Origin of the sequence: Pseudonocardia cypriaca (genome assembly GCF_006717045.1) — a bacterium.
Lineage (GTDB): Bacteria > Actinomycetota > Actinomycetes > Mycobacteriales > Pseudonocardiaceae > Pseudonocardia > Pseudonocardia cypriaca.
The window spans coordinates 290,491-314,904 of sequence record NZ_VFPH01000001.1 but is presented as its reverse complement, the minus strand read 5'-3'; the positions used below and the strand labels follow the sequence as shown (position 1 = coordinate 314,904).

Below are 24,414 nucleotides of genomic sequence, written 5' to 3'. Positions count from 1 at the left end.
CGGAGGTACGCGGATGACATCCACGACCGGACGGACCGGGTCCGGCCTCACCCTGCTGGCGGTGCTCACGCCGGCGCTGCTCGCCACTGTCGTCGCCAGCGACATGGTCAACCTCATGCTCCCGGCGATCGGCGCGCAGTTCGGGGCCTCCGAGGCCGAGCTCGCGTGGGTCGTCACCGGCTTCCTGCTGGTGTTCTCGATCGGCATCCCGCTCTACGGCCGCATCTCCGACCGCGTGAGCCTCCGGCGCCTGTTCGCGTTCGCCCTGCTCGTCTACGCGGCGGGCAGCCTGGTCTGCGCGCTCGCCCCGAACCTGCCCGTCCTCGTGCTCGGGCGGATCGGGACGGGGGTGGGCGCTGCCGCGATACCGGTGCTGTCGATCATCGCCGTCACCCGGCTGCTGCCCGCCGACCGGCGCGGGACGGGCATCGGTGTCGTCTCCGCGGCCGCCGGCGTCGGCACCGCGGCCGGGCCGGCACTCGGTGGCGGGATCGGGCAGCTGTTCGGGTGGCCCGCGCTGTTCTGGCTCATGCTCGCGGTCGCGCTCGTGCTGCTCCCCGCGGCGTGGCGGGTGCTCCCGGACGAGCTCCCGGCGGGCGCGCGCCGGTTCGACCTGCTCGGCGGGATCCTCATGGGCCTCGGCGCCGGGCTGCTGCTCTTCGGCATCACCCAGGTCCAGGTCGCAGGCGTCACCGCGCCGTCGTCCTGGGGCAGCCTCGCCGTGGCGGTCGGAGCGCTCGCGCTCTTCGGGTGGCGCACCGCCCGCGTCGCGCAGCCGTTCGTCCCGCCCGCGCTGTTCGCCAACCGGGTCTTCCGCACCTCGGTCGGCGTCGCGTTCCTCGCCATGGTCGTCAACCTCGGCGCGCTGGTCTTCGTCCCGCTGCTGCTGGTGGACGTCAACGGGCTCGCTCCGGGGGCGGGTGCCCTCGTGATGATCCCGGCAGGCGTCGGCGTCGCCGTCCTCTCCCCACTCGTCGGCCGCACGGCCGACCGCGTCGGCGCCCGACCGCTCGTGCTGATCGGCCTCACCGCGATGCTCCTGTTCGCCCTGTTCCTCTCGAGCGTCACGGGAGTGGCCCCCGCGGGGGTGGGGGTCCTCGGCCTCAGCCTCGGCTTCCTCCTCGTGCTGACCCCGATCATCAGCGCCGCGGCGAGCGCGTTGCCCCCCGACCAGGTCGGCGTCGGACTCGGGATCCTCCAGGGCGCCCAGTTCCTCGGCGCCGGCACCGGCCCGGCCCTCTTCGGGGTGCTGGTGAGCGCACGCGAGCAGAGCGCCGCCGCCGCGGTCAACCCGCTGTACGTCGGCCACGCGGGAGCCGCGTTCTCCGACGCCTTCCTGGCCATGGCCGTGGTCGCGGCGTTCGCGCTGGTCGTGGCGTTCCGAATGCGTCCGGCTTCCGCCTCGTGAAAGGGGCGATGCCGCGCGGAACGGGCACCGGGCACGGTTCTGCCACCCCAGGCCCGCCGCGTCACCGGGAGTGCCCATGTCCGCGTCGACCGCGCAGCCCACCCCCACCGACGTGCGGAAGGTGGCGCTCGCCAGCCTCGTCGGCACGACGATCGAGTGGTACGACTTCTTCCTCTACGCGCTGGCAGCGGTGATCGTGTTCCGCAGCCAGTTCTTCCCCGGCGCGTCACCGCTCGCCGGCACCCTCGCCACGCTGGGCACGTTCGCCGTCGGGTTCGTCGCGCGCCCGCTCGGCGGCGTCATCTTCGGGCACATCGGCGACCGGATCGGGCGGAAGATGACGCTCGTCACCACGCTGGTGACGATGGGCGTCGCGACGTTCCTGATCGGGCTGCTCCCCACATACGACCAGATCGGCGCGGCCGCCCCGATCCTCCTCGTCGTGCTGCGCATCGCGCAGGGCCTCGCGGTGGGAGGTGAGTGGGGTGGGGCGGTGCTGATCTCGGTCGAGCACGCACCGGAGGCCCGCCGCGGCTTCTACGGCGCGTTCCCCCAGCTCGGCGTCCCGCTCGGGCTGATCACCTCGAACCTGGCTTTCCTGGTGCTCGCCGCCGCGATGCCGAACGAGCAGTTCATGGCCTGGGGTTGGCGGATCGGGTTCCTGATCAGCGCCCTCCTGGTCGTCGTCGGGCTCTGGGTCCGGCTGAAGATCACCGAGAGCCCCGAGTTCGCCGCCGCTCGCGAGACGACCCCGATGCAGCTGCCGATCGTGTCGGTGGTGCGCGACCACTGGCGGGAGGTGCTCTGCGGGACCGCGATCTTCTCCGGCATCAGCGCGATGGGGTACATGGCCGCCACGTTCGCGATCCAGTACGGGACCACCGCCCTCGGCATCGCCAACACCTTCCTGATCCTCGCCGTGATCGTCGGCGCGATCGTCGAGGTCCCGCTCTCGCTGTACTTCTCGGCGAGGTCCGACACCTTCGGCCGGCACCGGATGATCGTGTACGGCGCCGTGGTCGCCGGGGTCGCCGCGGTCTTCTTCCTCCCGGTGATGGCGACCGGGATCCCGGCGCTCGTCTTCGTCGCCATGTTCTTCGCCCGCATCTCGGGCTCACCGATGTACGGGCCGGCGGCCGCCGTCGCCGCGGGCGCGTTCCCCGTCGAGGTGCGCTACACCGGCGCGTCGATCGGTTACCAGTTCGGCGCGTTCGCCGGAGGCGCGCTCGCACCGATCATCGCGACGCTGATCATCGCCTCCCCCGCCGGGGTGTGGGGGGTGTCGGTCTACCTGACGGCCATGGTCGCGGTGACCGGCATCGGGGCCTACGCCGCCGGCCGACTGGCCGCGCGGCAGCCGACGAAGCAATAGGCTCACCCGATGGATCTCGACCAGGCGCGCGAGGTCGTCCGCGAGCAGCACCGCGCGGTGCTCGCCACGCTCCGGGCCGACGGCACCCCGCAGATGTCACCGGTGCTGGTGGCCGTGGACGACGGGGGACGCGTGCTCGTGAGCACCCGGGAGACCGCCCTCAAGGTGCGCAACCTGCGCCGGGACCCGCGCTCGTGGCTGTGCGTCCTGCCGGACGGGTTCTTCGGGCGCTGGGTGCAGATCGAGGGCCGCACGAAGATCGTCCCGCTGCCGGACGCCATGGACGGCCTCGTGGACTACTACCGGCGCGTCTCGGGCGAGCACGACAACTGGGACGACTACCGCGCGGCGATGCAGCGGGAGCAGCGGGTGCTGCTGCGGATCGAGCTCACCCGGGCAGGCCCGGACCGCTCCGGCTGAGACTCGGGCGGAGGTACCGGGCGAACCAGTCGACCGCGAGCCGGTCCACCTCCGCGGCGGCGGGCAGCTGCGGTGCGGGCTCGATGCCCGGCTCCTCCGCGAACGCGTGCCCCATCCCCGGTACGACGACGAGGCCGGTCACGACCTCCCGCCGCGCCAGCTCGGCGCGCAGCCGGGTCGCCGGCTCGCGGAAGCCCTGCTCGTCGTCCTCCTCGCCCACGACGAAGAGGGTCGCCGGGCAGGTCGCCACCTCGCCGGCCCGCGCCACGAAGTCCATCCGCCGCGCGACCTCGAGCGAGGGCTCCGACCACGGGTAGTCGACGCCGAGCATCCTGCCCACCGTCGCCACGACCGCCTCCAGCTGCGACACGGGGCTGACCAGCACCGCCGCGGCGACGTCGAACGCACCACCGGCGACCACGAGCTGCGCGACGGCCGATCCCAGCGACCCGCCGAGCACCCCGACCGGCCCGTCCCGGAAGCCGAACCGTTCGCGCAGCTCGACGTACGCCGGCCCGCACTCCTCGGCCGCCTGCGCGCTGATCGGTCCGTAGAGGTTCAGCACCGCGTCGGCGAAGCCGAGCTGCATCAGCGCGTCGACGCCACCCCCGGGGAAACGGGCTCCGTGCATGGGCAGGCCGAGGTAGATCCGCCACGCCTCCAGGCCCGCGAGCGGCAGCGCCGCCGCCAGCGCCGCCTCGGTGCGCGGCGGGTCCATCAGGTGCCACGCGAGGACCACGGGGGCGTCGGCAGCGCCGCCGGTCGGAGGTACGGCGACGAACGGGACTCCCGCGGCGGTGCCGGTGATGGCGGTCTCGACGGTCATGACCCCTCCTCTGAACTGTACCGTGTCCAATATTAGCTGGACACTGTACAGTTCGCAAGGTGCAGCCCACCCGAGGTCCCGGCCAGCGCGCCGGCCTGAGCCGCGACCGCGTGCTCGACGCGGCCACCGACCTGCTCGCCGAGCGCGGCAGCGTGACGATGCGCGCCGTCGCCCAGCGGCTGGGCGTCGCGCCGAACGCGCTCTACAGCCACGTCGCGGACAAGACGGAGCTGGTGGACGGGGTGCTGGACCGGGTGCTCGCGCAGGTGGAGGTCCCGGAACCGGGAGAGGGCGACGACCCCGGTGACGCGGTGCACCGGCTGATGACGTCCACCCACGCCGTCCTGACCCGCCACCCGCAGCTGGTGCCGGCTTTCCTCGCCCGCCAGGGGGCGCGCGGCGAGAACGCGCAACGCCTCGGCGCGGTCGCGCTCGAGCACCTGTCCGCGGCCGGGATCACCGGCGACCCGGCGCGCGAGGCCCTGCGCGTGCTGATCGTCTACACGATCGGCTTCGCGGCCTTCGACGGGGCGCCGGACGAGCGGCCGCTCCCCCCTTCGGAGCTGCGGGCCGCCTTCGAACGCGGCCTCCGCTGGCTGATCACCGGCATCATTGGGTCGACCGGGTGACCATCGGGTGAACGCCGGCGCCCCGTTCTGATGCCACGCAGATCGGGTAGGTAGTTTTGTGACTTCCGCGACGGGCGTGCAACTGGGGGTGTGCCGATGACCGGTCGGCTCGGTATCGATGACGTAACTCCCACGGTGAGCGGCGGGCGTCATCCGAGCAAGGCCGTCGTCGGAGAGGTCGTCCCGATCACGGCCACGGTGTGGCGCGAGGGCCATGACGCGGTGGCGGCCAACGTCGTCTGGCGCCGGATCGGCAGCCAGGGCGCGGCCCACCACGTGCGCATGACACCGGTGGGCAGCGGCAGCGACCGGTTCGCCGCCACCGTCGTGCCCGACGAGCCAGGCCTGTGGACCTTCCGCGTCGACGCGTGGAGCGACCCGTGGTCCACGTGGCGGCACGCAGTCACCGTCAAGATGTCGGCCGGGCAGGGCGCCGACGAGCTGGCCAACGACCTGGAGGTCGGCGCCCGGCTGCTGCAGCGGGTGGGTCGCCGCCCCGGCGAGCGCCCCCACCGCGACCTGCTCTTCGGCGCGGCCAACGCGCTGCGCGACACCGCGCTCCCGCTGCACGCGCGCGTGGCGCCCGCGCTCTTCCCCGCCGTCGAGAAGATCATGACCGAGCGTCCGGTCCGCGAGCTCATCACGCGGGGCCGGCCGCAGCAGATCTACGTCGACCGCGAGCGGGCCCTCTTCGGCTCCTGGTACGAGTTCTTCCCGCGCTCCACCGGCGGGGTCGACGAGCAGGGCCGCCCGATCCACGGCACGTTCGTCACCGCCTCCAAGGAGCTCGACCGCGTCGCCGCGATGGGCTTCGACGTGGTGTACCTGCCGCCGATCCACCCCATCGGCACGATGCACCGCAAGGGCCGCAACAACAACGTCAACGCGGGACCCGGGGACGTCGGCTCGCCGTGGGCGATCGGATCCGCCGACGGCGGCCACGACGCCATCGAGCCGGAGCTGGGCACCCTCGAGGACTTCGACGCGTTCGTCGACCGGGTCCGCGACCTGGGCATGGAGGTGGCGCTCGACTTCGCGTTGCAGTGCGCCCCCGACCACCCGTGGGTCGCCGAGCACCCGGAGTGGTTCACCGTCCGCCCCGACGGCACCATCGCCTACGCGGAGAACCCGCCGAAGAAGTACCAGGACATCTACCCGGTCAACTTCGACAACGACCCGGCCGGGATCTACGCCGAGTCGCTGCGGGTGGTGCTGCACTGGGTCGAGCACGGTGTGCGGATCTTCAGGGTGGACAACCCGCACACCAAGCCGCCGAACTTCTGGCACTGGCTGATCTGGCAGGTCAAGTCCCGCTACCCGGACGTGCTGTTCCTCGCCGAGGCGTTCACGCGCCCGGCCAGGCTGTTCGGGCTCGGGCGGCTGGGCTTCACGCAGTCGTACACGTACTTCACGTGGCGCACCACGAAGGCCGAGCTCACCGACTTCGCCCTCATGCACGCCGAGCGCGCCGACGAGTGCCGGCCCAACTACTTCGTCAACACGCCGGACATCCTGCACGAGTCGCTGCAGACCGGCGGGCCCGCGATGTTCGCCATCCGCGCCACACTGGCGGCCACGCTGGCGCCCACCTGGGGCGTGTACTCCGGGTTCGAGCTGTTCGAGTCGCAGCCCGTGCGGCCCGGCAGCGAGGAGTACATGAACTCCGAGAAGTACGAGCTGCGCCCCCGCGACTACGCCCGCGCCCTGAACGAGGGCCGCTCGCTCGAGCCTTACCTCGGCAGGCTCAACGAGATCCGCCGCGCCCACCCTGCGCTGCAGCAGCTCCGCGACCTGCACTTCCACGAGGTCGACAACGACTCGATCATCGCCTACTCCAAGACCGACCCGCTCACCGGCGACACCGTGCTCGTCGTCTGCACGCTCGACTCGTTCCACCCGCAGGAGGGCACCACCTCGCTCGACATGCCCGCGCTGCGCGCCGACTGGGACGACCGCATCACGGTGCACGACGAGATCACCGGCGAGACGTACGAGTGGGGCCAGCACAACTACGTGCGGCTGGAGCCGTGGCGGAACGTGGCGCACGTCTTCCGCGTCGAACGCCCGTCGGCTGACGGCCTTTCACGGGTCCAGGTGGACCCGCGTCGCTGAGCAGCTGGCGATCCGGGCGGCCGAAGATCGACTCGAGCAGCACGGCGCCCCACGGATCGGCGGCCAGCGGCGGCCGGGCGCGCCGTGATCGCCGCGAGTGGTGTGAGTGCGACACATCTGACGCGTCCTCACCACTTCCGACGATCACGAGCCCGCTGCCGCTCGGTCGCGGGCTAGAGCCCTAGCCGGGAGGCAGCGCCAGCATCCGCCTACCGTTCGGAGCGTGTCCGAGCTGTTGACGACCACGGAGCTGGCCCGAGCGCTGCGCCTGTCCGTGAAGTCGATCCAGCGCTACCACCGGGACGGCAAGATCACCCCCGCCTACACCACGCCGGGCGGCCACCACCGCTGGAGCCTCGAAGAGGTTCAAGCGCAGATGCGCGCGCTGCGCCCCCGCGAGAGCTAGCCGGTCAACGCGGCGAATGCAGCCACGGCTCCCGCAGGTCGTGGTAGCGCATGTCCTGGATGAGCTCCATCGCCGCCCGCAGCACCTCGGCCGCCTCGGCGGGCATCCCGCCCTGCTCGCCCGCCCTCGCCTCCTCCTCGGAGGTGAAGTACATGACCTGGGTGAAGGCGCCGTCCTGGTCGTGTGCAGGGCGGTGATGTAGCCGAGCAGGTCCGGTCGCATGTCCGGGTAGTCCTGATCGAGGCTCGACGTCATCTCGCGCAGCCGGGCCGCGTCCTGCGTCCGTCCCTGCATGACCTGGACGAACCCGGCGTCGTCCGAGCCGCCCTGGCGCGCGACGAACACCTCGCTGCAGTCGTGGAACTCCACGCCCTGGGGGAACAGCTTCTCGAGGCCCGAGAACCACTCGCCCTGCTGCGCCCGCCCGCTGTTGCGGCGTGCGGCCTCCGCCGACTCGAAGCGGGCGACACCGACCAGATGACCGTCGTCGGTCACGCCCATCGTGCTGCCCAGCCAGCCATCGGCGCCGGGGGCGAGCCGCTCGAGCCAGTCCTCGACCGACTGCCGGACCTGCTCCGCGTCGCTGACCTGCCCTTGGAACACCTGTACGAACACGGCCCGCTCCTTCCGTTCGAGGGGCGGTCCAGGGTCCTCCTGCGGACGGGGGTGCGCACCGTCCATCCGGTCTACGGACGGGTCCGGCGGGGCACCGCCGAATCCGTCACACGCAGTGAGCCTATGGGCGCGGTGCGCGACTCGTCTGAGGTGGCTGCCCCCGACCTCCGCGACGGCGGGAGCTACGCTCCGACGCAGCCGCCGAGCCACGTCCTGCGCCCGGGCCCTTCGCCCGGTAAGACTGGCCGGGTGCCCCCTCCGCCATCCGTCCCCGCCCGGTAGGAACGCGATACGCCCATGTCGACCGACACCTCGGCCACTGAGACCCGGCACACCGAAGACGACCAGCTCGTCGAGACCTCGTCCGAGGATTTCGAGCATGCGCGTCCGCTCGACGTCGATCATGATTGGTTCAAGCGGGCAGTCTTCTACGAGGTGCTCGTCCGGGCCTTCTCCGACTCCAACCGGGACGGCACCGGCGACCTGCGCGGCCTGACCGAGAAGCTCGACTACATCCAGTGGCTCGGTGTCGACTGCCTCTGGCTGCCGCCGTTCTACGACTCGCCGCTGCGCGACGGTGGCTACGACATCCGCGACTTCCGCGCGGTGCTGCCCGAGTTCGGCACGGTCGACGACTTCGTGGTGCTCCTGGACGAGGCCCACAAGCGGGGCATCCGGGTCATCACCGACCTCGTCATGAACCACACCTCCGACACGCACCCGTGGTTCGAGGAGTCGCGGCGCAACCCCGAGGGCCCCTACGGCGACTTCTACGTCTGGGCCGACGACGACTCCGGCTACCCGGACGCGCGGATCATCTTCGTCGACACCGAGACGTCGAACTGGACCTACGACCCGATCCGCGGGCAGTTCTACTGGCACCGGTTCTTCTCCCACCAGCCGGACCTGAACTACGACAACCCGGCCGTGCAGGAAGCGATGATCGAGGTCCTGCGGTTCTGGCTGGACCTGGGCATCGACGGTTTCCGGCTCGACGCCGTCCCTTACCTCTTCGAGCGCGAGGGCACCAACTGCGAGAACCTGCGGGAGTCGCACGAGTTCCTCAAGCGCTGCCGCAAGGTGATGGACGTCGAGTACCCCGGCCGCGTGATGCTGGCGGAGGCCAACCAGTGGCCGTCGGACGTGGTCGAGTACTTCGGCGACCCCGACAGCGGCGGCGACGAGTGCCAGATGGCGTTCCACTTCCCGCTGATGCCCCGCATCTTCATGGCGGTGCGCCGGGAGAACCGCTTCCCGATCTCCGAGATCCTGGCCCAGACGCCCGCGATCCCTTCGGGCTGCCAGTGGGGCATCTTCCTGCGCAACCACGACGAGCTGACGCTCGAGATGGTCACCGACGAAGAGCGCGACTACATGTACGCGGAGTACGCCAAGGACCCGCGGATGAAGGCCAACATCGGCATCCGCCGCCGGCTGGCCCCGCTGCTCGACAACGACCGCAACCAGCTCGAGCTGTTCACGGCCCTGCTGCTCTCGCTGCCCGGCTCGCCGGTGCTGTACTACGGCGACGAGATCGGCATGGGCGACAACATCTGGCTCGGCGACCGCGACGCCGTGCGCAGCCCGATGCAGTGGACGCCGGACCGCAACGCGGGCTTCTCCACCTGCGACCCCGGGCGGCTGTACCTGCCGCTGATCATGGACCCGCTCTACGGCTACCAGGCCGTCAACGTCGAGGCGCAGCTCAACAGCACCACCTCGCTGCTGCACTGGACCAGGCACATGATCGAGGTGCGCAAGCGGCACCACGCGTTCGGGCTGGGCGAGTACCACGAGCTCGGCGGCACGAACCCGTCCGTGCTCGCCTACGTCCGCTCGCACGGCGACGACGTGGTGCTGTGCGTCAACAACATGTCGCGTTTCCCCCAGCCGGTGGAACTGGACCTCTCGGCGTGGCAGGGTTGCCGACCCCACGAGTTGACCGGTGGTGTGCCCTTCCCCCGCATCGGTGAGCTGCCCTACCTGCTCACCCTGCCCGGGCACGGCTTCTACTGGTTCTCGATCAAGAAATCGGTGGAGGAGGCTCAATGAGCGAGCTTGCGAGCGAATCATCGATACAGCGTCCTGGCGAAGCGTCGGCGGAGCGGAGCGGAGCCGCACGATGAGTCTCGGTGAGGAGCTCCCCGAGCTGCTGCGCGAGTGGCTGCCGAAACAGCGCTGGTTCGCCGCGAAGGGCCGGAAGATCCGGTCCGTCGCGATCGCGTCCACCACACCGCTGTGCCCGGAAGGGGAGCCCCTCCTCGACCACGTGCTCCTCGCCGTCGACTTCGCCGACGAGGCCCCGGTGCAGCACTACCAGCTCCTCGTCGGCAGGCGCGAGCACCCGCGCGGCGAGCTGGAGCACGTCGTGATCGGGGCGGTCGGCGGGCTGGTCGCCTACGACGGACTGTGGGACACCGCCGTCACCGAGTGGCTGCTCGACGCGATCCGCAACGGACGCACCGTCGGCGAGCTCCGGTTCGTCCCGGAGCCGGGCGCGGAGATCGCCGAGGGGGTCCCCGGCCGGGTGCTCGGGGTCGAGCAGTCCAACACGTCCGTCTCGTGGGGCGAGCGGTCGATCCTCAAGCTGTTCCGGCGGGTGCTGCCCGGGGTGAACCCGGACCTCGAGCTGCATCGAGCACTCCGGTCGGTCGGCAGCACCGAGGTAGCGGCCCTGCAGGGTGCGATCGAGGGCGTCCTCCACGGGGAGCCGGTCACCCTCGGGATGCTGCAGGACTTCGCCGCGAACTCCGCAGACGGCTGGGCCATGGCCCAGGCCAGCGTGCGTGACCTGTTCGCCGAGGGCGACCTGCGGGCCGACGAGGTGGGCGGTGACTTCGCCGCCGAGGCGTCCCGTCTCGGTGAGACGATCGCCGTGGTGCACGCCGAGCTGCGCGAGGCGCTCACCACCGGCGAGGCCGATCCGCGCGCACTGGCCCAGGCCTGGCACGACCGGCTGGCCGCATCCGTCGCCGAGGTACCGGCGCTCGCCCGGCACGCGGAGCAGATCCACGCGATCCACGACGCCGTGGCCGCGCTCCCCGGTCCCCTCCCCACCCAGCGCGTGCACGGCGATCTGCATCTCGGGCAGACGCTGCGCACACCCCGCGGCTGGCTGGTGCTCGACTTCGAGGGCGAGCCGGCGGCCCCGCTCGCCGAGCGCGTCCGGCCGGACTCCGCCCTGCGTGACATCGCGGGCATGCTCCGCTCGTTCGACTACGCCGCGTTCCACCAGCTCGCGCAATGGGACGAGTCGGGTGACTGGACCGACCCCGACCACGAGTCCCAGCTGGTGTGGCGGGCCAGGGAGTGGGCCGAGCGCAACCGCTCCGCGTTCTGCGACGGCTACACCCTGCGTGCGGGCGCCGACCCGCGCGAGCACGCGGTACTGCTGCGGGCGTTCGAGCTGGACAAGGCCGTGTACGAGGTGGTCTACGAGAGCCGGTTCCGCCCGGCGTGGGCGGCGATCCCGTTGGCCTCGATCAGGCGGCTCACCACCAAGGCGCAGTCGGACGCCGGGGTCTGATCAGCGCGGGAACGTCCCACCCGCCGCGAGATCCGCGACGAGTGCGTGTACGTCGCCGGTCGTCGTCCAGCGGCTCACCGCGCAGGCGGCCTGCGCGTAGACCCGCGGGTCGGCGCTCGCGGCACGCAGCCAGCCGTCGAGGGTCTCCGGCAGTGGCCCGGCCGGCTCGACGAGGCAGCGGTCGCCCCCCGGCCGCAGGTAGCGCGCGTCGTCCGAGACGAGTACCGCGAGCCCCTCGTCGAACCACTGCGGCACCGATCCCGTTCCGAGCCGGGCGTGCAGCTCGACGTGGGTGAGCTCGTGCGCGGCGATCACCGGGTCGATCCCGCGGGGCGACAGCATCACCGCCCGGTTGAGCACCGCGATCCCGCGCTCACCGCCACCGCCGATCCGGGCGTAGCAGGAGTCGGTGAGGCAGGCGAGGAAATCGGGGGTGCTGCGCAGGTCCCCGAAGAAGGCCACGACCCGCCGCCTGCCCTCGTCGACGGCTGCGGTCACCTGCGCACGCTGCACCGCGGCGAGGCCCGGCTCGACGTGCAGGCCCGGCCGCACCCGTTCGAGCCCGTAGCAGCCGGGGCAGGTGGTGGCCGCGACGGCGGGGAACGCCACGGACACCCCGACCACCAGGGCGAGCACCACGGCGAAGATCCCCCCGAAGAGCACCCGCGCCCACATCCGGCCTCCCGATCGCGCGTCCTGACCGCGGCACGGTGGCCGTGCTGCGGTCCAACCGGAGTATGGCCACCGTGCCGCAGCCCCCGTCCTGGCGCTCGGTGATCGGATAGTTGCTCCCAGGGTCGGCGACCTTCGGGCGGGCGCATTAAGGTGCGCCCGTGGATCGTGAGGAGAACCGGACCCAGACGATCAGCCAGCGAATCGACCCGTGCCCGCCGGACCCGCACACGATCGACCGGCTGCTCGGCGGCACGCACCACGACCCGCACTCGGTCCTCGGGGCGCACCCGCACGAGGACGGCACCGTGGTGCGCGTCCTGCGCCCGCACGCCGACGGTGTGGAGGTCGTGCGCGAGGGCGGGGAGGGGATCCCGCTCGCCAGGGTGCACGACTCCGGCCTGTTCTCGGGCGTCGTGCCGGGGCCGCCCGCCGACTACCGCCTCGCCGTGCACTACGGCGACCGGGTCGACGTCGTCGACGACCCCTACCGCTGGCTGCCGACGCTCGGTGAGATCGACCTGCACCTGATCGGCGAGGGCCGCCACGAGCGGCTCTGGGACGTCCTCGGCGCCCATGTGCGCAGCTACGACACCCCCGCAGGCCCCGTCACCGGCACGAGCTTCGCGGTGTGGGCGCCCACCGCGCAGGGCGTCCGCGTCACCGGCGACTTCGACGCCTGGTCCGGCTGGGCCCACCCCATGCGCGTGGTCGGCAGCTCGGGGGTCTGGGAGCTGTTCGTCCCCGGTATCGAGCCCGGCACCCGCTACAAGTTCCGCGTCCTCGGCCGCGACGGGCGCTGGCGCGACAAGGCCGACCCCCTCGCCTTCCGCACCGAGGTCCCGCCCGCCACCGCATCGATCGTGGACGTCTCCACCCACGAGTGGGGCGACGAGGAGTGGATGGCGGCGCGCGCGCTGCGCCAGGCGCACGCGGAGCCGATGAGCGTCTACGAGGTGCACCTCGGCTCGTGGCGTCCCGGGCTCGGCTACCGCGAGCTCGCCGACGAGCTGGCCGACTACCTGGGCGAGATGGGCTTCACCCACGTCGAGCTGCTGCCGGTGGCCGAGCACCCGTTCGGCGGCTCCTGGGGCTACCAGGTCACCTCCTTCTACGCGCCGACCGCCCGCTTCGGCACGCCCGACGACTTCCGCTACTTCGTCGACCACCTGCACCAGCGGGGCTTCGGCGTCATCGTCGACTGGGTGCCCGGGCACTTCCCCCGCGACGAGTGGGCGCTCGCCAAGTTCGACGGCAGCGCCCTCTACGAGCACGCCGACCCGCGCCGCGGCGAGCAGCCCGACTGGGGCACGCTCGTGTTCGACTTCGGCCGCCGCGAGGTGCGCAACTTCCTCGTCGCCAACGCCCTCTACTGGCTCGACCAGTTCCACATCGACGGCCTCCGCGTCGACGCCGTGGCGAGCATGCTCTACCTCGACTACTCCCGCCCAGAGGGCCAGTGGCTGCCCAACGTCCACGGCGGGCGCGAGAACCTCGACGCGGTGGCGTTCCTGCAGGAGATGAACGCCACCGTCTACCGCCACCACCCCGGCGTCATCACGATCGCCGAGGAGTCCACGGCGTGGCCCGGCGTCACCCGCCCCACGCACCTGGGAGGGCTGGGCTTCGGGTTCAAGTGGAACATGGGCTGGATGCACGACACGCTCGACTACGCCGGGCGCGACCCGATCTACCGGGGCTACCACCACAACCAGATGACCTTCTCGCTGATGTACGCGTTCAGCGAGAACTTCGTGCTGCCGCTGTCGCACGACGAGGTCGTGCACGGCAAGGGCTCGCTGTGGACGCGTATGCCCGGCGACGCCTGGAACAAGGCCGCCAACCTGCGCGCGCTGCTCGCGTACATGTGGGCGCACCCGGGCAAGCAGCTGCTGTTCCAGGGCGGCGAGTTCGGCCAGGAGCGGGAGTGGTCGGAGTCCCGGTCGCTCGACTGGCACCTGCTCGACGACCCGCTGCACGGCGGCCTGAAGACCCTGGTCGGTGACCTCAACCGGGCCTACCGCGCCACCCCGGCGCTGTGGACGAAGGACTCCACGCCCGAGGGCTTCTCCTGGATCGACGCCAACGACGCCTCCGGCAACGTCCTGAGCTTCCTGCGCCACGGGGTCGACGCCGACGGCAGGCCCACCGTGCTCGCGTGCATCGCCAACTTCTCCGGCAGCCCCAAGCGCGACTACCGCGTCGGGCTGCCCTTCCCCGGCCGGTGGCGCGAGGTGCTCAACACCGACGCCCAGATCTACGGCGGCTCCGGCGTCGGCAACCTGGGCGCCGTGGAGGCCGAGCGGACGATGTGGCACGGGCGCCCCGCGTCCGCCGTCCTACAGCTCCCGCCCGCCGGGGTCCTGTGGCTCGTGCCCGAACCCGGTGCCGGTGCGGTGCGCCGCCGCGCCGCCGCTGGGTCGAAGGCCGAGACGCCGAAGGTCGAGACACCGAAGGCCGAGACGCCGAGCGCGGCGCTCACCGCGCCGCCGACCGCGCCGGCCACCGAGCCGCCGCCCGCTGCACCGCCAACAGCACCGCCCTCGGCGACCACCACGGAGCCCGCCCCGGCGGGACCAGCGGCCGACGAGCCCGACATGGCGGCCGAGGTGCCCGCGTCGGATGCGTCGGAGCGCGCGCCGGCGGCGGAGTCGTCTCCCAGCCGGAGTGCGGGCGACGCGGATCTGGACGCGCAGGTCCCGTCGTCCGACGCGCCGCAGCGGCCGTCGGCCGTGGCCGGGCCTGCCGCCACCGGCGCGGGTACGAGCGCGCCGGTGACCCGTCCGGCCACCGAGCCCGCCGACGCCACCGCCGCCTCGCCGGCCGCGCAGAACGGCCTGCCGGCCGCGGGTGACACCACGTGGGACGCCGCGCCGTGGAGCTCGGCTCGGGCCGGTGGCACCGCCGCGCCTGCAGCGGTGAGCCCCGACCCCGCCTCGGCCGACACCGGCGAGCTGCCCACGGTCTCCGGCGCCACGTCCGACGAGGACGAGCGGGACGAGGCCGTGCCGGACAGCCCTGCGCCGGGCGAGGACACCGTGCTCGAGGACGGCCCGGCAGCCCCGGTCGCCGCCGATGCCCCTGAGGAGGCGCCGCCGACGCCCGAGGTTCAGCTGGGCGACGCCACGCGCTCCTCGGCCGCCGACCGCACGGACGACGACAGCAGCACCGCCCAGTAGCCGACCAGGATCGCGCAGTAGAGGGAGCGCCCCATGGCGGCTTCGACGCCATGGGGCGGCCAGTCGGCGTTCCAGGACACCGGGATCACCGCCAGGGCCAGCCCGGCCGCCGTGAGCGCACCGAGCCCGAGCGGCACGAGCGCGAGCGCGCCGGGGAACAGCAGCATGAGGTAGTTGTGCCAGGCGATCGGGGAGAACAGCAGCCCGGCCGCGAGCACCGCCCACGGCGCGGTGCCGGCCGGGTCGATCCGGTCCCGGTTGCGCCCGATCCACACCAGCGTGCCGACGAGCACGGCCAGTCCCGCGAGCATGCCGAACACCGACGGGACGCCGAACCGCACCGCGAGGCCCGGCAGGGAAGCGTTGTCGACGGTGTCGGGCACCGGCTCGGAGAAGGCGATCTTCAGCCACTCGATCGCGCTGGACGGTCCGGCGACGAGCACACCGGCGAGGGTGGCGACCACCGCGGACGCGATACCGGCCTGCAGCGGCACCCAGCGGCGCTGGACGGCCAGCAGCAGCAGGATCGGCGCGAGGGACGGCTTCAGCGCCACCGTGACGCCGTAGAGGGCGGCCGCGAGCACCGGCCGCCCCCGCCGCTCGGCGATCCAGCCCGCGACGAGCCCCACGAGCAGCAGCGGGTAGATCTGGCCGAGCACGAGCGTGCCGTGCAGCGGGGAGGAGGCCAGCACGGCGACGAGGGCCAGCGCGGTGGCGGTGCGGGACAGCCGCAGCTCGCGGGCCACCGCCAGCGCCGACCCTGCGACCAGGACCAGCGTGAGGACCATGAACACCCGGTAGGCGGTGAGCGCGTCCAGCCAGGCGAACGGCACCAGCAGCGCGGTGAGCAGCGGCGGGTTGAGGTTGGTCAGCTTCGCGGGCGTGTCGTAGATGTCCTCGCCCGCCACGAGAGCGACGGCGGAGTGCCAGAACGTGTCGAAGTCGACGTGCAGGTCGCGCATGTCGGACGCGGGCAGCATCGTGACCAGCGCGTCGGGGTGCCGGACGTGCAGGACCACTGTCGTGACGAGCGACGCCAGCACGAGCAGACCGGACACCACCCGCCGCAGCGTGACGACGCTCTCGCGCGATGCGGGTGGGGCCTGGTCGGGCCCTCGGTTCAGCAGGGACACGCTGCTTGACGCTATCCGGCCCGCACGTGTTCGGCCGAACCGCTCCCCCGCAACGGGCCGGCAGGCCATGATGGGGGCCGTGTCAGCACCGATCGGCCGGGCCGCCACTCTCGTCGCCACCCTCGTCGTCGCGGTCCTGGTCCTGGCGAGCTGCAGCCAGGTCGTCTCGGGAAGCGCACAACCGACACCGGCCGCCGCGTCCGCGCCTGCCACGCGGGCGATCGCGGCCCAGGCCGATCCCCCGGGCCGGGTCGCGGACGCCACCACGCGGGCGCTGCAGGACTTCTGGCGCGCCGAGCTTCCCGCTGCGTTCGGGCGCGAGTGGCGGGACATCAGCACGTTCATCCCGGTCGAGGTGCAGGACCCGGCCGCCCCGCCACCCCCGTGCGTCAACCGCACCGCCGACGTGGCCGACCAGGCCTTCTACTGCCCCGCCGCCGATGTGGTCGCGTGGGACGCCGACGGCCTGATCCCGGCCCTGCACGAGCGGTTCGGCCCGGTCGGGGTGGCCGTGGTCCTCGCGCACGAGGTGGGTCACGCCGTGCAGAACCGGCTCGGGGTGGACGCCGAGCAGAGTCGCGACCCGCAGCGGTTTCCCACGATCCTGCTGGAGTCGATGGCCGACTGCTACGCGGGCGCCGCGCTCGCCCGCTTCGCCGAGGAGCCGGTCGCAGGCCTCCCCGTCGGCCTGCAGGAGCGCGACCGGGCGATGCAGGCGCTCGTCGGATTCCGCGACCCGATCGGCGTAGCGGCGAGCGACGAGTCCGCCCACGGCAACGCCTTCGACCGGGTCTCCGCGTTCCAGGACGGCTGGAACGAGGGCGCAACGCTCTGTGCCGGGATGACCATCGACAACCGGCCGTTCACGCAGCGCCGGTTCGCCTCAGAGGCCGATCTGGCCAGGGCCGGCAACCTCCCGCTGCGGGAGCTGCTCGCGTTCGTCGAGCGCGACGCGGCGGAGTTCTTCGGCGGCCTCGCCCCCGGCTGGGACCCGCCGCAGCTCTCCACCGGCGGCGCCTGCCCCGTCCCGGAGCTGGCCGCGCAGGGGCCGGCCGCCTACTGCCGGGACGACGGCGGCGTCGCGGTCGACGTGGCCGCGCTCGAAGGGCTCCACGACGAGGTCGGTGACTTCGCGGCGGCCACCGTCGTGGCAGGTCGCTACGGCCTCGCCATGCTCGACGCAGGCGGGCAGTCACCAGTGGGTAGGCCTGCTGGCGCCGCCACCACCTGCCTCACCGGCGCCTACACCGGACGGCTGTTCGACGCCGCCGACGGCTTCCAGCTCTCCCCCGGGGACCTCGACGAGGCCGTGCAGGTGCTGCTCGCCGCCGACTGGGTGGCCCGCGACGCCGCCGGCGTGTCCGACCCGGCCGACCACGGGTTCGAGCGCATCGGCCGGTTTCGCACCGGGCTGCTCGAGGGGCCGGGCGCCTGCGGCTGATCCCCCGTCAGATCCGCGCGCCCGGACGCTCCCCGGATGCGACGGCGACGGCCACGACGATCTCGTCCGGCCGGGGAGCGTCGGCGATCACGAGCGTCGCGGTGTGGTAGTGGAGCTGCGACTTCGCGTCGGTCTTGTGCGCCATGGGCACGTCGAGCGGCGTACCGGGCGGGCAGATCCGCTGGTTGCCCACCATCCACGCCGACCCGTCGACCAGCAGGCGGACCTCGTCGCCGAAGAGCGTGGTGTGGATCAGGGCCGCGGCGTGCTCGTACTCGCCGTCGAGCCCGACGGCTGCCATCTTCCCGAACGCCGCGACCGAGCCGGAGCCGCCGAGCGCCTCGACGGCCGCGGCCCCGAGCCGGCGGCCGAGCCAGGGCGCCAGGTCGGCGACCACCGGCTGCAGGTCCGCGACGTACCCCTGCCCGTGCCACGGGTTGCGCAACACCGCGGCGGCCACCGCGTGGCGGAACGGCCGGTCGAGCCTGCGCCCGTCGGCGGGTACCTCCTCGTGGAGGACGGTCAGCTTCCGCAGGTCGGCCGGATCAGGCATGTCTCAGATAGTAGACACGCGTGCTCGCGGCACACAAGAAGTCCGCGGCAAACCCGTCTCCGAACGAGGACGCAGTAACGTCTCGTCGTGCCCGTCCCGGCTTCTCCCCGACCCGACGGCCGTCGGCTCGGCGCGCGGATCCGCCTCCTCCGCGAGGAGCGCGGCTGGTCGCTGCGGCGCGCCGAGGAGGTCACCGGGGTCAGCAGAGCGATGCTGTCCAAGATCGAGCTCGGCACCGCGGCGCCGACGGTGCCGGTGCTCGGCCGGATCGCCGAGGGGTTCGGGGTGAGCATCTCCCAGCTCGTCGGCGGCCGCCCGGCAGCGACGCCGAGCGAGAACGTCGTCGTCCTGCCGGCCGCGGAGCAGCCGGTCTTCCGGGTGCCCGGCACCGGGTTCGAGCGCCGCTCGCTCGCGCCGCGGATCGCGGGCGCCGTGGACCTCGCGGTGAACCACCTCCCGCCCGGCCAGAGCTCGGACACCTTCCCCGCGCACCGGCCGGGCGTCCAGGAGGTGCTGACGGTCGCTGCTGGGCGCCTGCACCTGGTCCTCGACGACGACCGGTACGAGCTCGGCCACGGCGACTCGATCTACTTCCGCGCCGATCACGCACACCGGTTCGACAACCCGTCGGACACGGAGGCCGCAGTCTTCTACATCGTCGTCGTCGACGTGGACGCGCTCGCCTGAGCGCCTACTTCACCGCGCCCGCGGTCATCCCGTTGTAGAACCAGCGCTGCAGGAGCAGGAACACCACCAGCGTCGGCAGGATCACGATCACGACGCCCGCCGAGATCACCTCCCACTCGGCGCTGAACGGCCCCTGGAACCGGAACAGCGACGTGGAGATCACGCCGAGCTCGCGCGACGACATGTAGAGGAACGGGATGTAGAACTCGTTGTAGATCGCGACGCCCTTCACGATCACGACGGTGGCGATCGCCGGCTTGAGCAGCGGCAGGATGATCCGCCAGTAGATGGTGAACCGGTTCGCCCCCTCGAGCGTGGCGGCCTCGTCGAGATCGTGCGGGATCGAGCGCATGAACTGCAGGAAGATGTAGATCGACACGATGTCCGTGCCCGTGAACAGCAGGATCGGCGCCGCCATGCTGTTGAACACGCCGAGGCGCTCCACCACCTGGAAAGTCGCCACCTGCGTGGTGACCCCGGGCACGAGCGCGGCCAGCAGGAACGCACCGAGTACGGCGCCCCGCATGCGGAACCGGAAGCGGTCGATCGCGTAGGCCACCATCGACCCGATCAGCACGGTGCCGGCCACCGAGACCACCAGGATGATCGCGGTGTTGCCGAAGGCCCGCAGCATCTTGCCGTCGGTGAAAGCCCGCACGAAGTTGTCCGGGTTCAGCCAGGTCCGAGGTGGGTCGAACGGGCCTTCGGCCCGGAACTCCGCACCCGTCTTCAGCGAGGCCATGGCGATCACGACGAGCGGGACGAGCGTGACCAGGCTCGCGAGCACCAGCGCGAGGTAGGTCGTCGCCCGCCCGGCCCTGCGCCCGAACGTCCGCGGGCGTCGCCGGGGCGCAGCGGGCGCCCGGCCGGACGTGGCTGGGCGGGTCACGGTCGTGGACATCGGCTAGCTCTCCCGTTCCTCGGGCACGAGGCGCCGCTGCACCCACGTCACCAGCAGGACGATGCCGAGCAGCACCACGGCCATCGCCGACGCGAGCCCGAAGTCGTTGAACTTGAACCGCGTGTTGATCGTCTGGATGACGAAGGTCTCGCTGCCGTTCGCGCCGCCGGTCATGATGTAGGGGATCTCGAAGACCGAAAGCGCCCCGGACACCGCGAGGATGAACATCAGCCCGAGCACCGGCCGGATCCCGGGCAGGATGATGTAGCGGAACTGCTGCCAGCGGTTGGCGCCGTCGAGCTCGGCGGCCTCGTAGCGTTCGCCCGGGATCGACTGGATCGCGCCGAGGAACAGCACGAAGTTCAGCCCCGTGTAGCGCCATACCGACACACCTGCGAGCGAGTAGTTCACCGCCGCGGGATCGCCGAGCCACTGCCGTGTCAGCCCTTCCCCGCCCAGCAGCGCCAGCACGGTGTCGAGCACACCGTCGGGGCGGAAGAAGTACAGGAACACGAACCCGATCGCGACCCCGTTGACCAGGTACGGGAAGAACAGGATCCCCTTGAACAGGTTCGCGAACCGCACCTTGAAGCTCAGGACCGTCGCGAAGTACAGCGCGAGCGCGATCTGCACGAACGACGCACCGAAGTAGTAGAGGCTCACGAGGAAGACCTCGAACAGCTCCGGCCTGGTGAATATCTCGACGTAGTTCTCCAGGCCGACGAAGTCGGCGTTGCGGCGCAGGCCGTCCCAGTCGGTGAGGCTGTAGTAGAGCATCGTCCCGACCGGCACGTACGTGAAAAGCGCCAGCAGCGCGAGCGGGACGAGCAGGAACAGCCAGGGCGTCAGGTTCCGGGGGAACGCGTGTGCGATGCGCGACCCCCTCCACCCCGCGCGCGGCGTCTGCGTGAGCGGCATGATGCGGCGCTCAGTCGGTCTCCGCGCGGGCCGCGGCCCACCGCTGGTTCAGCTCGGCGAAGATCTGCTCCTTCGTCTCCGGGCGCGCGCCACGAGCGGCGTCCACGAGGCGCTGCCGGTACAGGTGCTCGGTGACACCGATCTCGGACTCGTCGTCGATCCGGTCCACCAGCCCCTCCTTGCCCGGCGGTTCCGGCGTGAGCTCGAAGTACTCCACCCCCAGATCGGCGAAGTCCTTCAGCGTCGTGGGTTCCGGCCCGTTCAGCAGCGGCGAGATGCCGCCCTGGTCGGTGGCGTAGTTCGACTGGTCGGCGAACCAGTCCACCCATGCCCGTGCGGCGGCCTTGTTGTCGGAATGGACGTTGATGCCCTGCTTGAAGTCGCCCGCGATGACCGAGTGGAACTTCCCGTCGACCTGGACCGGGAACGGCAGGTACCCGATGTCGTCGGGGTTCGGGGCTGCCTCCCGCATCTGCACGATCGACCAGGAACCGAGGTTCATCGTGGCGATCTGGCCGGTGCCGAGCAGCTGCTTGGACAGCTCCCATTCCGTGGTGGTCGGGTCCGGCTCGGTGAGCCCTCGTTGCACGGCGTCGAAGAGCAGCGAGTCGATGACGTAAAGCTCGCTGCCGGGCGTCCACGGCGCGTCCGTGGTCGCCATTTCGTTCACCGCGTCCGGGTTGTTCGAGATCCCGCCGCGGTGGCCCGCCCACTGCGCGCCGAGCGGCCACCCGTCGGCGTAGTTCGTGTAGAGCGGGACCGCATCGGTGCGGTCGGCGATCGCCTGCAGCGCCGCGATGAACTCATCCGGCGTCTTCGGCGCCTCCGTGACGCCTGCCTGCTGCCAGATCCGCCTGTTGTAGACGAACCCGTTCGCATTACCGGTGATCGCGATGCCGTACACCTGGCCCTCGTAGGCCTTCTCGGTGGCGAACCGGTACTTCCGGCTCATCTCCTCGAGGGTGCCGAGCGGCTCGAAGAACTGTGGGAGCTGGTCCTTCGTGACGGCGTCGGGGAGCATCAGCACGTCGCCGTACTCCTGCGCGTTCAGCCGGATCCGGACCTCACCGTCGTAGTCGGTGATCGCCTCGAACTCGACCTCGACGTCCGGGTGGATCTCCTTGAAGCGCCGCTCGTAGTCGGCGAAGACCGTGTCGACGATGTCCGTGCGGTGCGTGAGCACGGTGATCTCGCCCGAGATCGGGCCGCCCGCTCCCGAGCTCCCGGAGCTCCCGCCTCCACCGCAGGCGGCGAGCGTGAGCGCCGCTACTGCGGCGAGGGACGCGATCGTCGTCGATCTCAAGGCTGCTCCTCGGGTTGGAGTCCGCCCGGCCAACGTAGGAGCACGCAGATTAACCGGTCAAGTGGTCCGGCCGTCAGAAACCGATAACCTTCTTCCCGATGCACCGTCCGACCATCTCCGACATCGCGGCAAGGGCAGGCGTGTCCAAGGCCGCCGTGTCCTACGCCCTCAACGGCCGCCGCGGGGTCTCGCCGGCCACCCAGGCGCGCGTCCTCGCCATCGCGGAGGAGCTCGGCTGGACCGCCAACAACGCCGCGCGGGTGCTGTCGGGGGCTCGGGCGGGCGTCGTCGGGCTCGTGCTCGCCCGTCCGGCCCGCACGCTCGGTCTCGAACCGTTCTTCATGGGGTTCATCAGCGGGCTCGAACAGGAGCTCTCCAGCCGGGACACGGCCCTCCTGCTGCAACTCGTGCCCGACCACGCCGCCGGGCTGAAGACCTGCGCGCGCTGGCAGGGGGCCCGCCAGGTCGACGGCGCGATCGTCGTCGACCTCTTCGACGACGACGACCGGCTCGCCCCGCTCCAGGAGATGGGTCTGCCGTTCGTCGTGGTCGGCGACGCGCGCGACCACCCGGGCGTCACCTGCGTCTGGACCGACGAGGTCGCCGGCATGACCCAGATCGTCGAGTACCTGGCCGCGCTCGGCCACCGCCGCATCGGCCGCGTCGCCGGTCTGGAGCGGCTGCGCCACACCGTCCAGCGCACGCAGGCGTTCCGCGCCGCTGCGGAACGGCTCGGGCTGGAGGAGGTCGTGCAGCAGTCGGACTACTCCGGGGAGGACGGCACCCGCGCCACCCGGCTGCTGCTCGCCCGGCGCGAGCGGCCAACGGCGATCGTCTACGACAACGACGTCATGGCCGTCGCCGGGCTGGCGGTCGCGGGCGAGATGGGCATCGAGGTGCCCCGGCAGCTGTCGGTCGTCTCCTGGGGCGACTCGGCGCTGTGCCGCCTCACCCACCCCGCGATCACCGCGCTCGCGCACGACTGGATGGCGTACGGAGCGCACACCGCTCGCCGGCTGCTCGAGGTGGTGGACGGCGCACCGCCCCGGGCCTACCTCCACGGCGCCCACACGCTCGTGCCCCGGGGGAGCACCAGCCCGGCTTGACCCGATGCCGGGCGGCGAGGCAGGCTGTCGGATGTGGATCTCCGGACGGCCGAGCTGCTACGGCGGCCGCTGTACGGGCAGTGCTACGACCGGGGCGACGCCGACTGGTAGGAGCGCAACGCGCTCACCGTCACCGCCCCCGTCCCGCTCTCCCGAGAGGTCCCTCCCGTGTCCCCGTCATCCGTGGCGGCGTTCGTCGCTGCCCTGCCCAAGGTCGAGCTGCACCTGCACCTGGTCGGCTCCGCCTCGCTCGACACCGTGCTCACCCTCGCCCGCCGCCACCCGGACGGCGGCGTCCCCACCGACCGCGACGAGCTGCGCCGGTTCTACGCGTTCACCGACTTCCCGCACTTCCTCGACGTCTACCGCCGGGTGAACCTGCTGGTCAACACGGGCGCCGACGTCGTCACCCTGCTCGACGGCCTCGCCGCCGAACTGGCCACCCGCGCCGTGCGCTACGCCGAGGTGCAGGTCGCACCGGTCCGCAACCACATGGCCGGGATCGGCTACGCCGACCTCGCAGCGGCCCTCACGGACGGCCGGGCGCTGGCCCGCGAACGGCACGGCGTGGAGCTGGGCTGGGTCTTCGACGCCGACGCCACACTCGGCCCGGAGGGCGCCGAGGAGACCGTCGACTTCGCCGTCGACCACCGCCCGGAGGGCACCGTCGCCATCGGCCTGGGCGGGGCGGAACTGGGGGTGCGCAGGGCCGACTTCGCGCCCGCCTTCCGCCGCGCCGTCGAGGCCGGCCTGCACAGCGCGCCGCACGCCGGGGAGACCGTCGGCCCCGACGAGGTGTGGGCGGCGGTCACCGAGCTCGGCGCCGAGCGGATCGGGCACGGGATCGGCGCCGCAGGGGATCCGCGGCTGCTCGAGCACCTCGCCGAGCACGGCATCCCGCTCGAGGTCTGCCCGACGTCGAACCTGCGCACCGCGGCGGTCCGCGACATCGCGGAACACCCGCTGCCCGCGCTCGTCGCCGCGGGCGTCCCGGTGACCCTCGCCACCGACGACCCCGGCATGTTCCACACCGACCTCAACGCCGAGTACCTGCTCTGCCACGAGGTCTTCGACATGGGCATCGCCGAGCTGGCGGAGATCGCCCGCACCGGAGCCCGTGCCGCCTTCTGCCCGCCCGCCCTCCGCGACGAGATCATCGCGGAGATCGACCGGGTCGAGGCCGCCCACGCGTGATCGAGCGGCCTCG

The 24,414-nt window shown here is 72.1% G+C and carries 20 protein-coding genes and 1 pseudogene; 13 read left to right on the top strand and 8 right to left on the bottom strand.

Translation table 11 applies throughout. From position 1 onward, the window contains the following. The first annotated feature begins 13 nt into the window (after window positions 1–13). From FB388_RS01580 to FB388_RS01570, 3 genes are all read left to right on the top strand, one after another. Window positions 14–1,408, top strand: a complete 1,395-nt coding sequence (locus FB388_RS01580; RefSeq protein ID WP_142095866.1) for an MFS transporter — start codon at window positions 14–16, stop codon at window positions 1,406–1,408. 76 nt (window positions 1,409–1,484) lie between these two features. Then, window positions 1,485–2,780 (top strand): MFS transporter, encoded by a 1,296-nt coding sequence (locus FB388_RS01575; protein ID WP_142095864.1) that lies wholly within the window; start codon window positions 1,485–1,487, stop codon window positions 2,778–2,780. A 9-nt stretch (window positions 2,781–2,789) separates the two neighbouring features. Next, window positions 2,790–3,200 carry a PPOX class F420-dependent oxidoreductase gene (locus tag FB388_RS01570; RefSeq protein ID WP_142095862.1) on the top strand — a complete coding sequence of 137 codons (411 nt, stop codon included), beginning with the start codon at window positions 2,790–2,792 and terminating at the stop codon, window positions 3,198–3,200. On the opposite strand, the gene FB388_RS01565 is transcribed toward FB388_RS01570, so the two are convergent. Then, the gene (locus tag FB388_RS01565) at window positions 3,169–4,026 is read right to left on the bottom strand and encodes an alpha/beta hydrolase family protein (protein WP_211361714.1); all 858 of its coding nucleotides are present in this window, start codon (window positions 4,024–4,026) and stop codon (window positions 3,169–3,171) included. The genes FB388_RS01570 and FB388_RS01565 overlap by 32 nt on opposite strands. 59 nt (window positions 4,027–4,085) lie before the next feature. Between FB388_RS01565 and FB388_RS01560 the strand changes: the two genes are divergently transcribed. The 3 genes from FB388_RS01560 to FB388_RS01550 all read left to right on the top strand — a co-directional run bounded on the left by FB388_RS01560 (window position 4,086) and on the right by FB388_RS01550 (window position 7,173). Then, the gene (locus FB388_RS01560; protein WP_170225427.1) at window positions 4,086–4,655 is read left to right on the top strand and encodes a TetR/AcrR family transcriptional regulator; all 570 of its coding nucleotides are present in this window, start codon (window positions 4,086–4,088) and stop codon (window positions 4,653–4,655) included. A gap of 96 nt (window positions 4,656–4,751) precedes the next feature. After that, window positions 4,752–6,767, top strand: a complete 2,016-nt coding sequence (locus FB388_RS01555; protein WP_142095858.1) for an alpha-1,4-glucan--maltose-1-phosphate maltosyltransferase — start codon at window positions 4,752–4,754, stop codon at window positions 6,765–6,767. Between the two features lie 223 nt (window positions 6,768–6,990). After that, the gene (locus tag FB388_RS01550) at window positions 6,991–7,173 is read left to right on the top strand and encodes a helix-turn-helix domain-containing protein (RefSeq protein WP_246121471.1); all 183 of its coding nucleotides are present in this window, start codon (window positions 6,991–6,993) and stop codon (window positions 7,171–7,173) included. Window positions 7,174–7,177: 4 nt separating this feature from the next. On the opposite strand, the gene FB388_RS39165 is transcribed toward FB388_RS01550, so the two are convergent. Next, window positions 7,178–7,327, bottom strand: a complete 150-nt coding sequence (locus FB388_RS39165) for a hypothetical protein (RefSeq protein ID WP_170225426.1) — start codon at window positions 7,325–7,327, stop codon at window positions 7,178–7,180. A 758-nt stretch (window positions 7,328–8,085) separates the two neighbouring features. Between FB388_RS39165 and treS the strand changes: the two genes are divergently transcribed. Both treS and FB388_RS01540 read left to right on the top strand, forming a co-directional pair. Then, window positions 8,086–9,840 (top strand): maltose alpha-D-glucosyltransferase, encoded by a 1,755-nt coding sequence (gene treS, locus FB388_RS01545; protein ID WP_142095856.1) that lies wholly within the window; start codon window positions 8,086–8,088, stop codon window positions 9,838–9,840. A gap of 70 nt (window positions 9,841–9,910) precedes the next feature. After that, a complete protein-coding gene (locus FB388_RS01540) occupies window positions 9,911–11,314 on the top strand; it encodes a maltokinase N-terminal cap-like domain-containing protein (protein ID WP_142095854.1) in 1,404 nt (467 codons plus the stop codon). Here FB388_RS01540 and FB388_RS01535 read toward each other — a convergent pair whose 3' ends face one another. Further along, complete coding sequence (locus FB388_RS01535; protein WP_142095852.1) at window positions 11,315–11,989, bottom strand: hypothetical protein; 675 nt, start codon at window positions 11,987–11,989, stop codon at window positions 11,315–11,317. A 188-nt stretch (window positions 11,990–12,177) separates the two neighbouring features. Here FB388_RS01535 and glgB point away from each other — a divergent pair. Then, window positions 12,178–14,367, top strand: a pseudogene (gene glgB / locus FB388_RS01530) (1,4-alpha-glucan branching protein GlgB); the annotation flags it as partial. Between the two features lie 728 nt (window positions 14,368–15,095). On the opposite strand, the gene FB388_RS01525 reads toward glgB, so the two are convergent. Continuing rightward, on the bottom strand, window positions 15,096–16,298 hold the full coding sequence (locus FB388_RS01525; RefSeq protein WP_170225425.1) for a glycosyltransferase family 87 protein: 1,203 nt from the start codon (window positions 16,296–16,298) through the stop codon (window positions 15,096–15,098). 67 nt (window positions 16,299–16,365) lie between these two features. Between FB388_RS01525 and FB388_RS01520 the strand changes: the two genes are divergently transcribed. Beyond that, entirely contained in the window at window positions 16,366–17,739 is a 1,374-nt protein-coding gene (locus FB388_RS01520) for a neutral zinc metallopeptidase (RefSeq protein ID WP_281290372.1), read from the top strand. A 7-nt stretch (window positions 17,740–17,746) separates the two neighbouring features. Here FB388_RS01520 and FB388_RS01515 read toward each other — a convergent pair whose 3' ends face one another. Then, entirely contained in the window at window positions 17,747–18,292 is a 546-nt protein-coding gene (locus FB388_RS01515; RefSeq protein ID WP_142095846.1) for an amino acid synthesis family protein, read from the bottom strand. Between the two features lie 87 nt (window positions 18,293–18,379). Between FB388_RS01515 and FB388_RS01510 the strand changes: the two genes are divergently transcribed. Next, the gene (locus FB388_RS01510) at window positions 18,380–18,979 is read left to right on the top strand and encodes a helix-turn-helix domain-containing protein (RefSeq protein ID WP_211361713.1); all 600 of its coding nucleotides are present in this window, start codon (window positions 18,380–18,382) and stop codon (window positions 18,977–18,979) included. A gap of 4 nt (window positions 18,980–18,983) precedes the next feature. Here FB388_RS01510 and FB388_RS01505 read toward each other — a convergent pair whose 3' ends face one another. Genes FB388_RS01505 through FB388_RS01495 form a run of 3 tightly spaced genes read right to left on the bottom strand, consistent with a single transcriptional unit; the run spans window position 18,984 to window position 22,101 of the window. Beyond that, a complete protein-coding gene (locus FB388_RS01505) occupies window positions 18,984–19,880 on the bottom strand; it encodes a carbohydrate ABC transporter permease (RefSeq protein ID WP_142095845.1) in 897 nt (298 codons plus the stop codon). Between the two features lie 3 nt (window positions 19,881–19,883). Beyond that, a complete protein-coding gene (locus tag FB388_RS01500; RefSeq protein WP_142095843.1) occupies window positions 19,884–20,798 on the bottom strand; it encodes a carbohydrate ABC transporter permease in 915 nt (304 codons plus the stop codon). Between the two features lie 10 nt (window positions 20,799–20,808). Then, entirely contained in the window at window positions 20,809–22,101 is a 1,293-nt protein-coding gene (locus tag FB388_RS01495; protein WP_142095840.1) for an ABC transporter substrate-binding protein, read from the bottom strand. A 98-nt stretch (window positions 22,102–22,199) separates the two neighbouring features. Here FB388_RS01495 and FB388_RS01490 point away from each other — a divergent pair, with 98 nt between their 5' ends. Beyond that, a complete protein-coding gene (locus FB388_RS01490; protein WP_142095838.1) occupies window positions 22,200–23,207 on the top strand; it encodes a LacI family DNA-binding transcriptional regulator in 1,008 nt (335 codons plus the stop codon). Window positions 23,208–23,375: 168 nt separating this feature from the next. After that, window positions 23,376–24,401, top strand: a complete 1,026-nt coding sequence (gene add, locus FB388_RS01485; RefSeq protein ID WP_246121469.1) for an adenosine deaminase — start codon at window positions 23,376–23,378, stop codon at window positions 24,399–24,401. The last annotated feature ends 13 nt before the right edge of the window (window positions 24,402–24,414 follow it).

Coding starts and splice junctions, on each gene's coding strand:
- FB388_RS01500 (WP_142095843.1), bottom strand. CDS start 20,798: ATGCCGCTCACGCAGACGCCGCGCGCGGGGTGGAGGGGGTCGCGCATC.
- FB388_RS39165 (WP_170225426.1), bottom strand. CDS start 7,327: ATGTACTTCACCTCCGAGGAGGAGGCGAGGGCGGGCGAGCAGGGCGGG.
- FB388_RS01540 (WP_142095854.1), top strand. CDS start 9,911: ATGAGTCTCGGTGAGGAGCTCCCCGAGCTGCTGCGCGAGTGGCTGCCG.
- treS (WP_142095856.1), top strand. CDS start 8,086: ATGTCGACCGACACCTCGGCCACTGAGACCCGGCACACCGAAGACGAC.
- FB388_RS01535 (WP_142095852.1), bottom strand. CDS start 11,989: ATGTGGGCGCGGGTGCTCTTCGGGGGGATCTTCGCCGTGGTGCTCGCC.
- FB388_RS01565 (WP_211361714.1), bottom strand. CDS start 4,026: ATGACCGTCGAGACCGCCATCACCGGCACCGCCGCGGGAGTCCCGTTC.
- FB388_RS01575 (WP_142095864.1), top strand. CDS start 1,485: ATGTCCGCGTCGACCGCGCAGCCCACCCCCACCGACGTGCGGAAGGTG.
- FB388_RS01570 (WP_142095862.1), top strand. CDS start 2,790: ATGGATCTCGACCAGGCGCGCGAGGTCGTCCGCGAGCAGCACCGCGCG.
- FB388_RS01515 (WP_142095846.1), bottom strand. CDS start 18,292: ATGCCTGATCCGGCCGACCTGCGGAAGCTGACCGTCCTCCACGAGGAG.
- FB388_RS01580 (WP_142095866.1), top strand. CDS start 14: ATGACATCCACGACCGGACGGACCGGGTCCGGCCTCACCCTGCTGGCG.
- FB388_RS01520 (WP_281290372.1), top strand. CDS start 16,366: ATGATGGGGGCCGTGTCAGCACCGATCGGCCGGGCCGCCACTCTCGTC.
- FB388_RS01490 (WP_142095838.1), top strand. CDS start 22,200: ATGCACCGTCCGACCATCTCCGACATCGCGGCAAGGGCAGGCGTGTCC.
- FB388_RS01505 (WP_142095845.1), bottom strand. CDS start 19,880: ATGTCCACGACCGTGACCCGCCCAGCCACGTCCGGCCGGGCGCCCGCT.
- FB388_RS01555 (WP_142095858.1), top strand. CDS start 4,752: ATGACCGGTCGGCTCGGTATCGATGACGTAACTCCCACGGTGAGCGGC.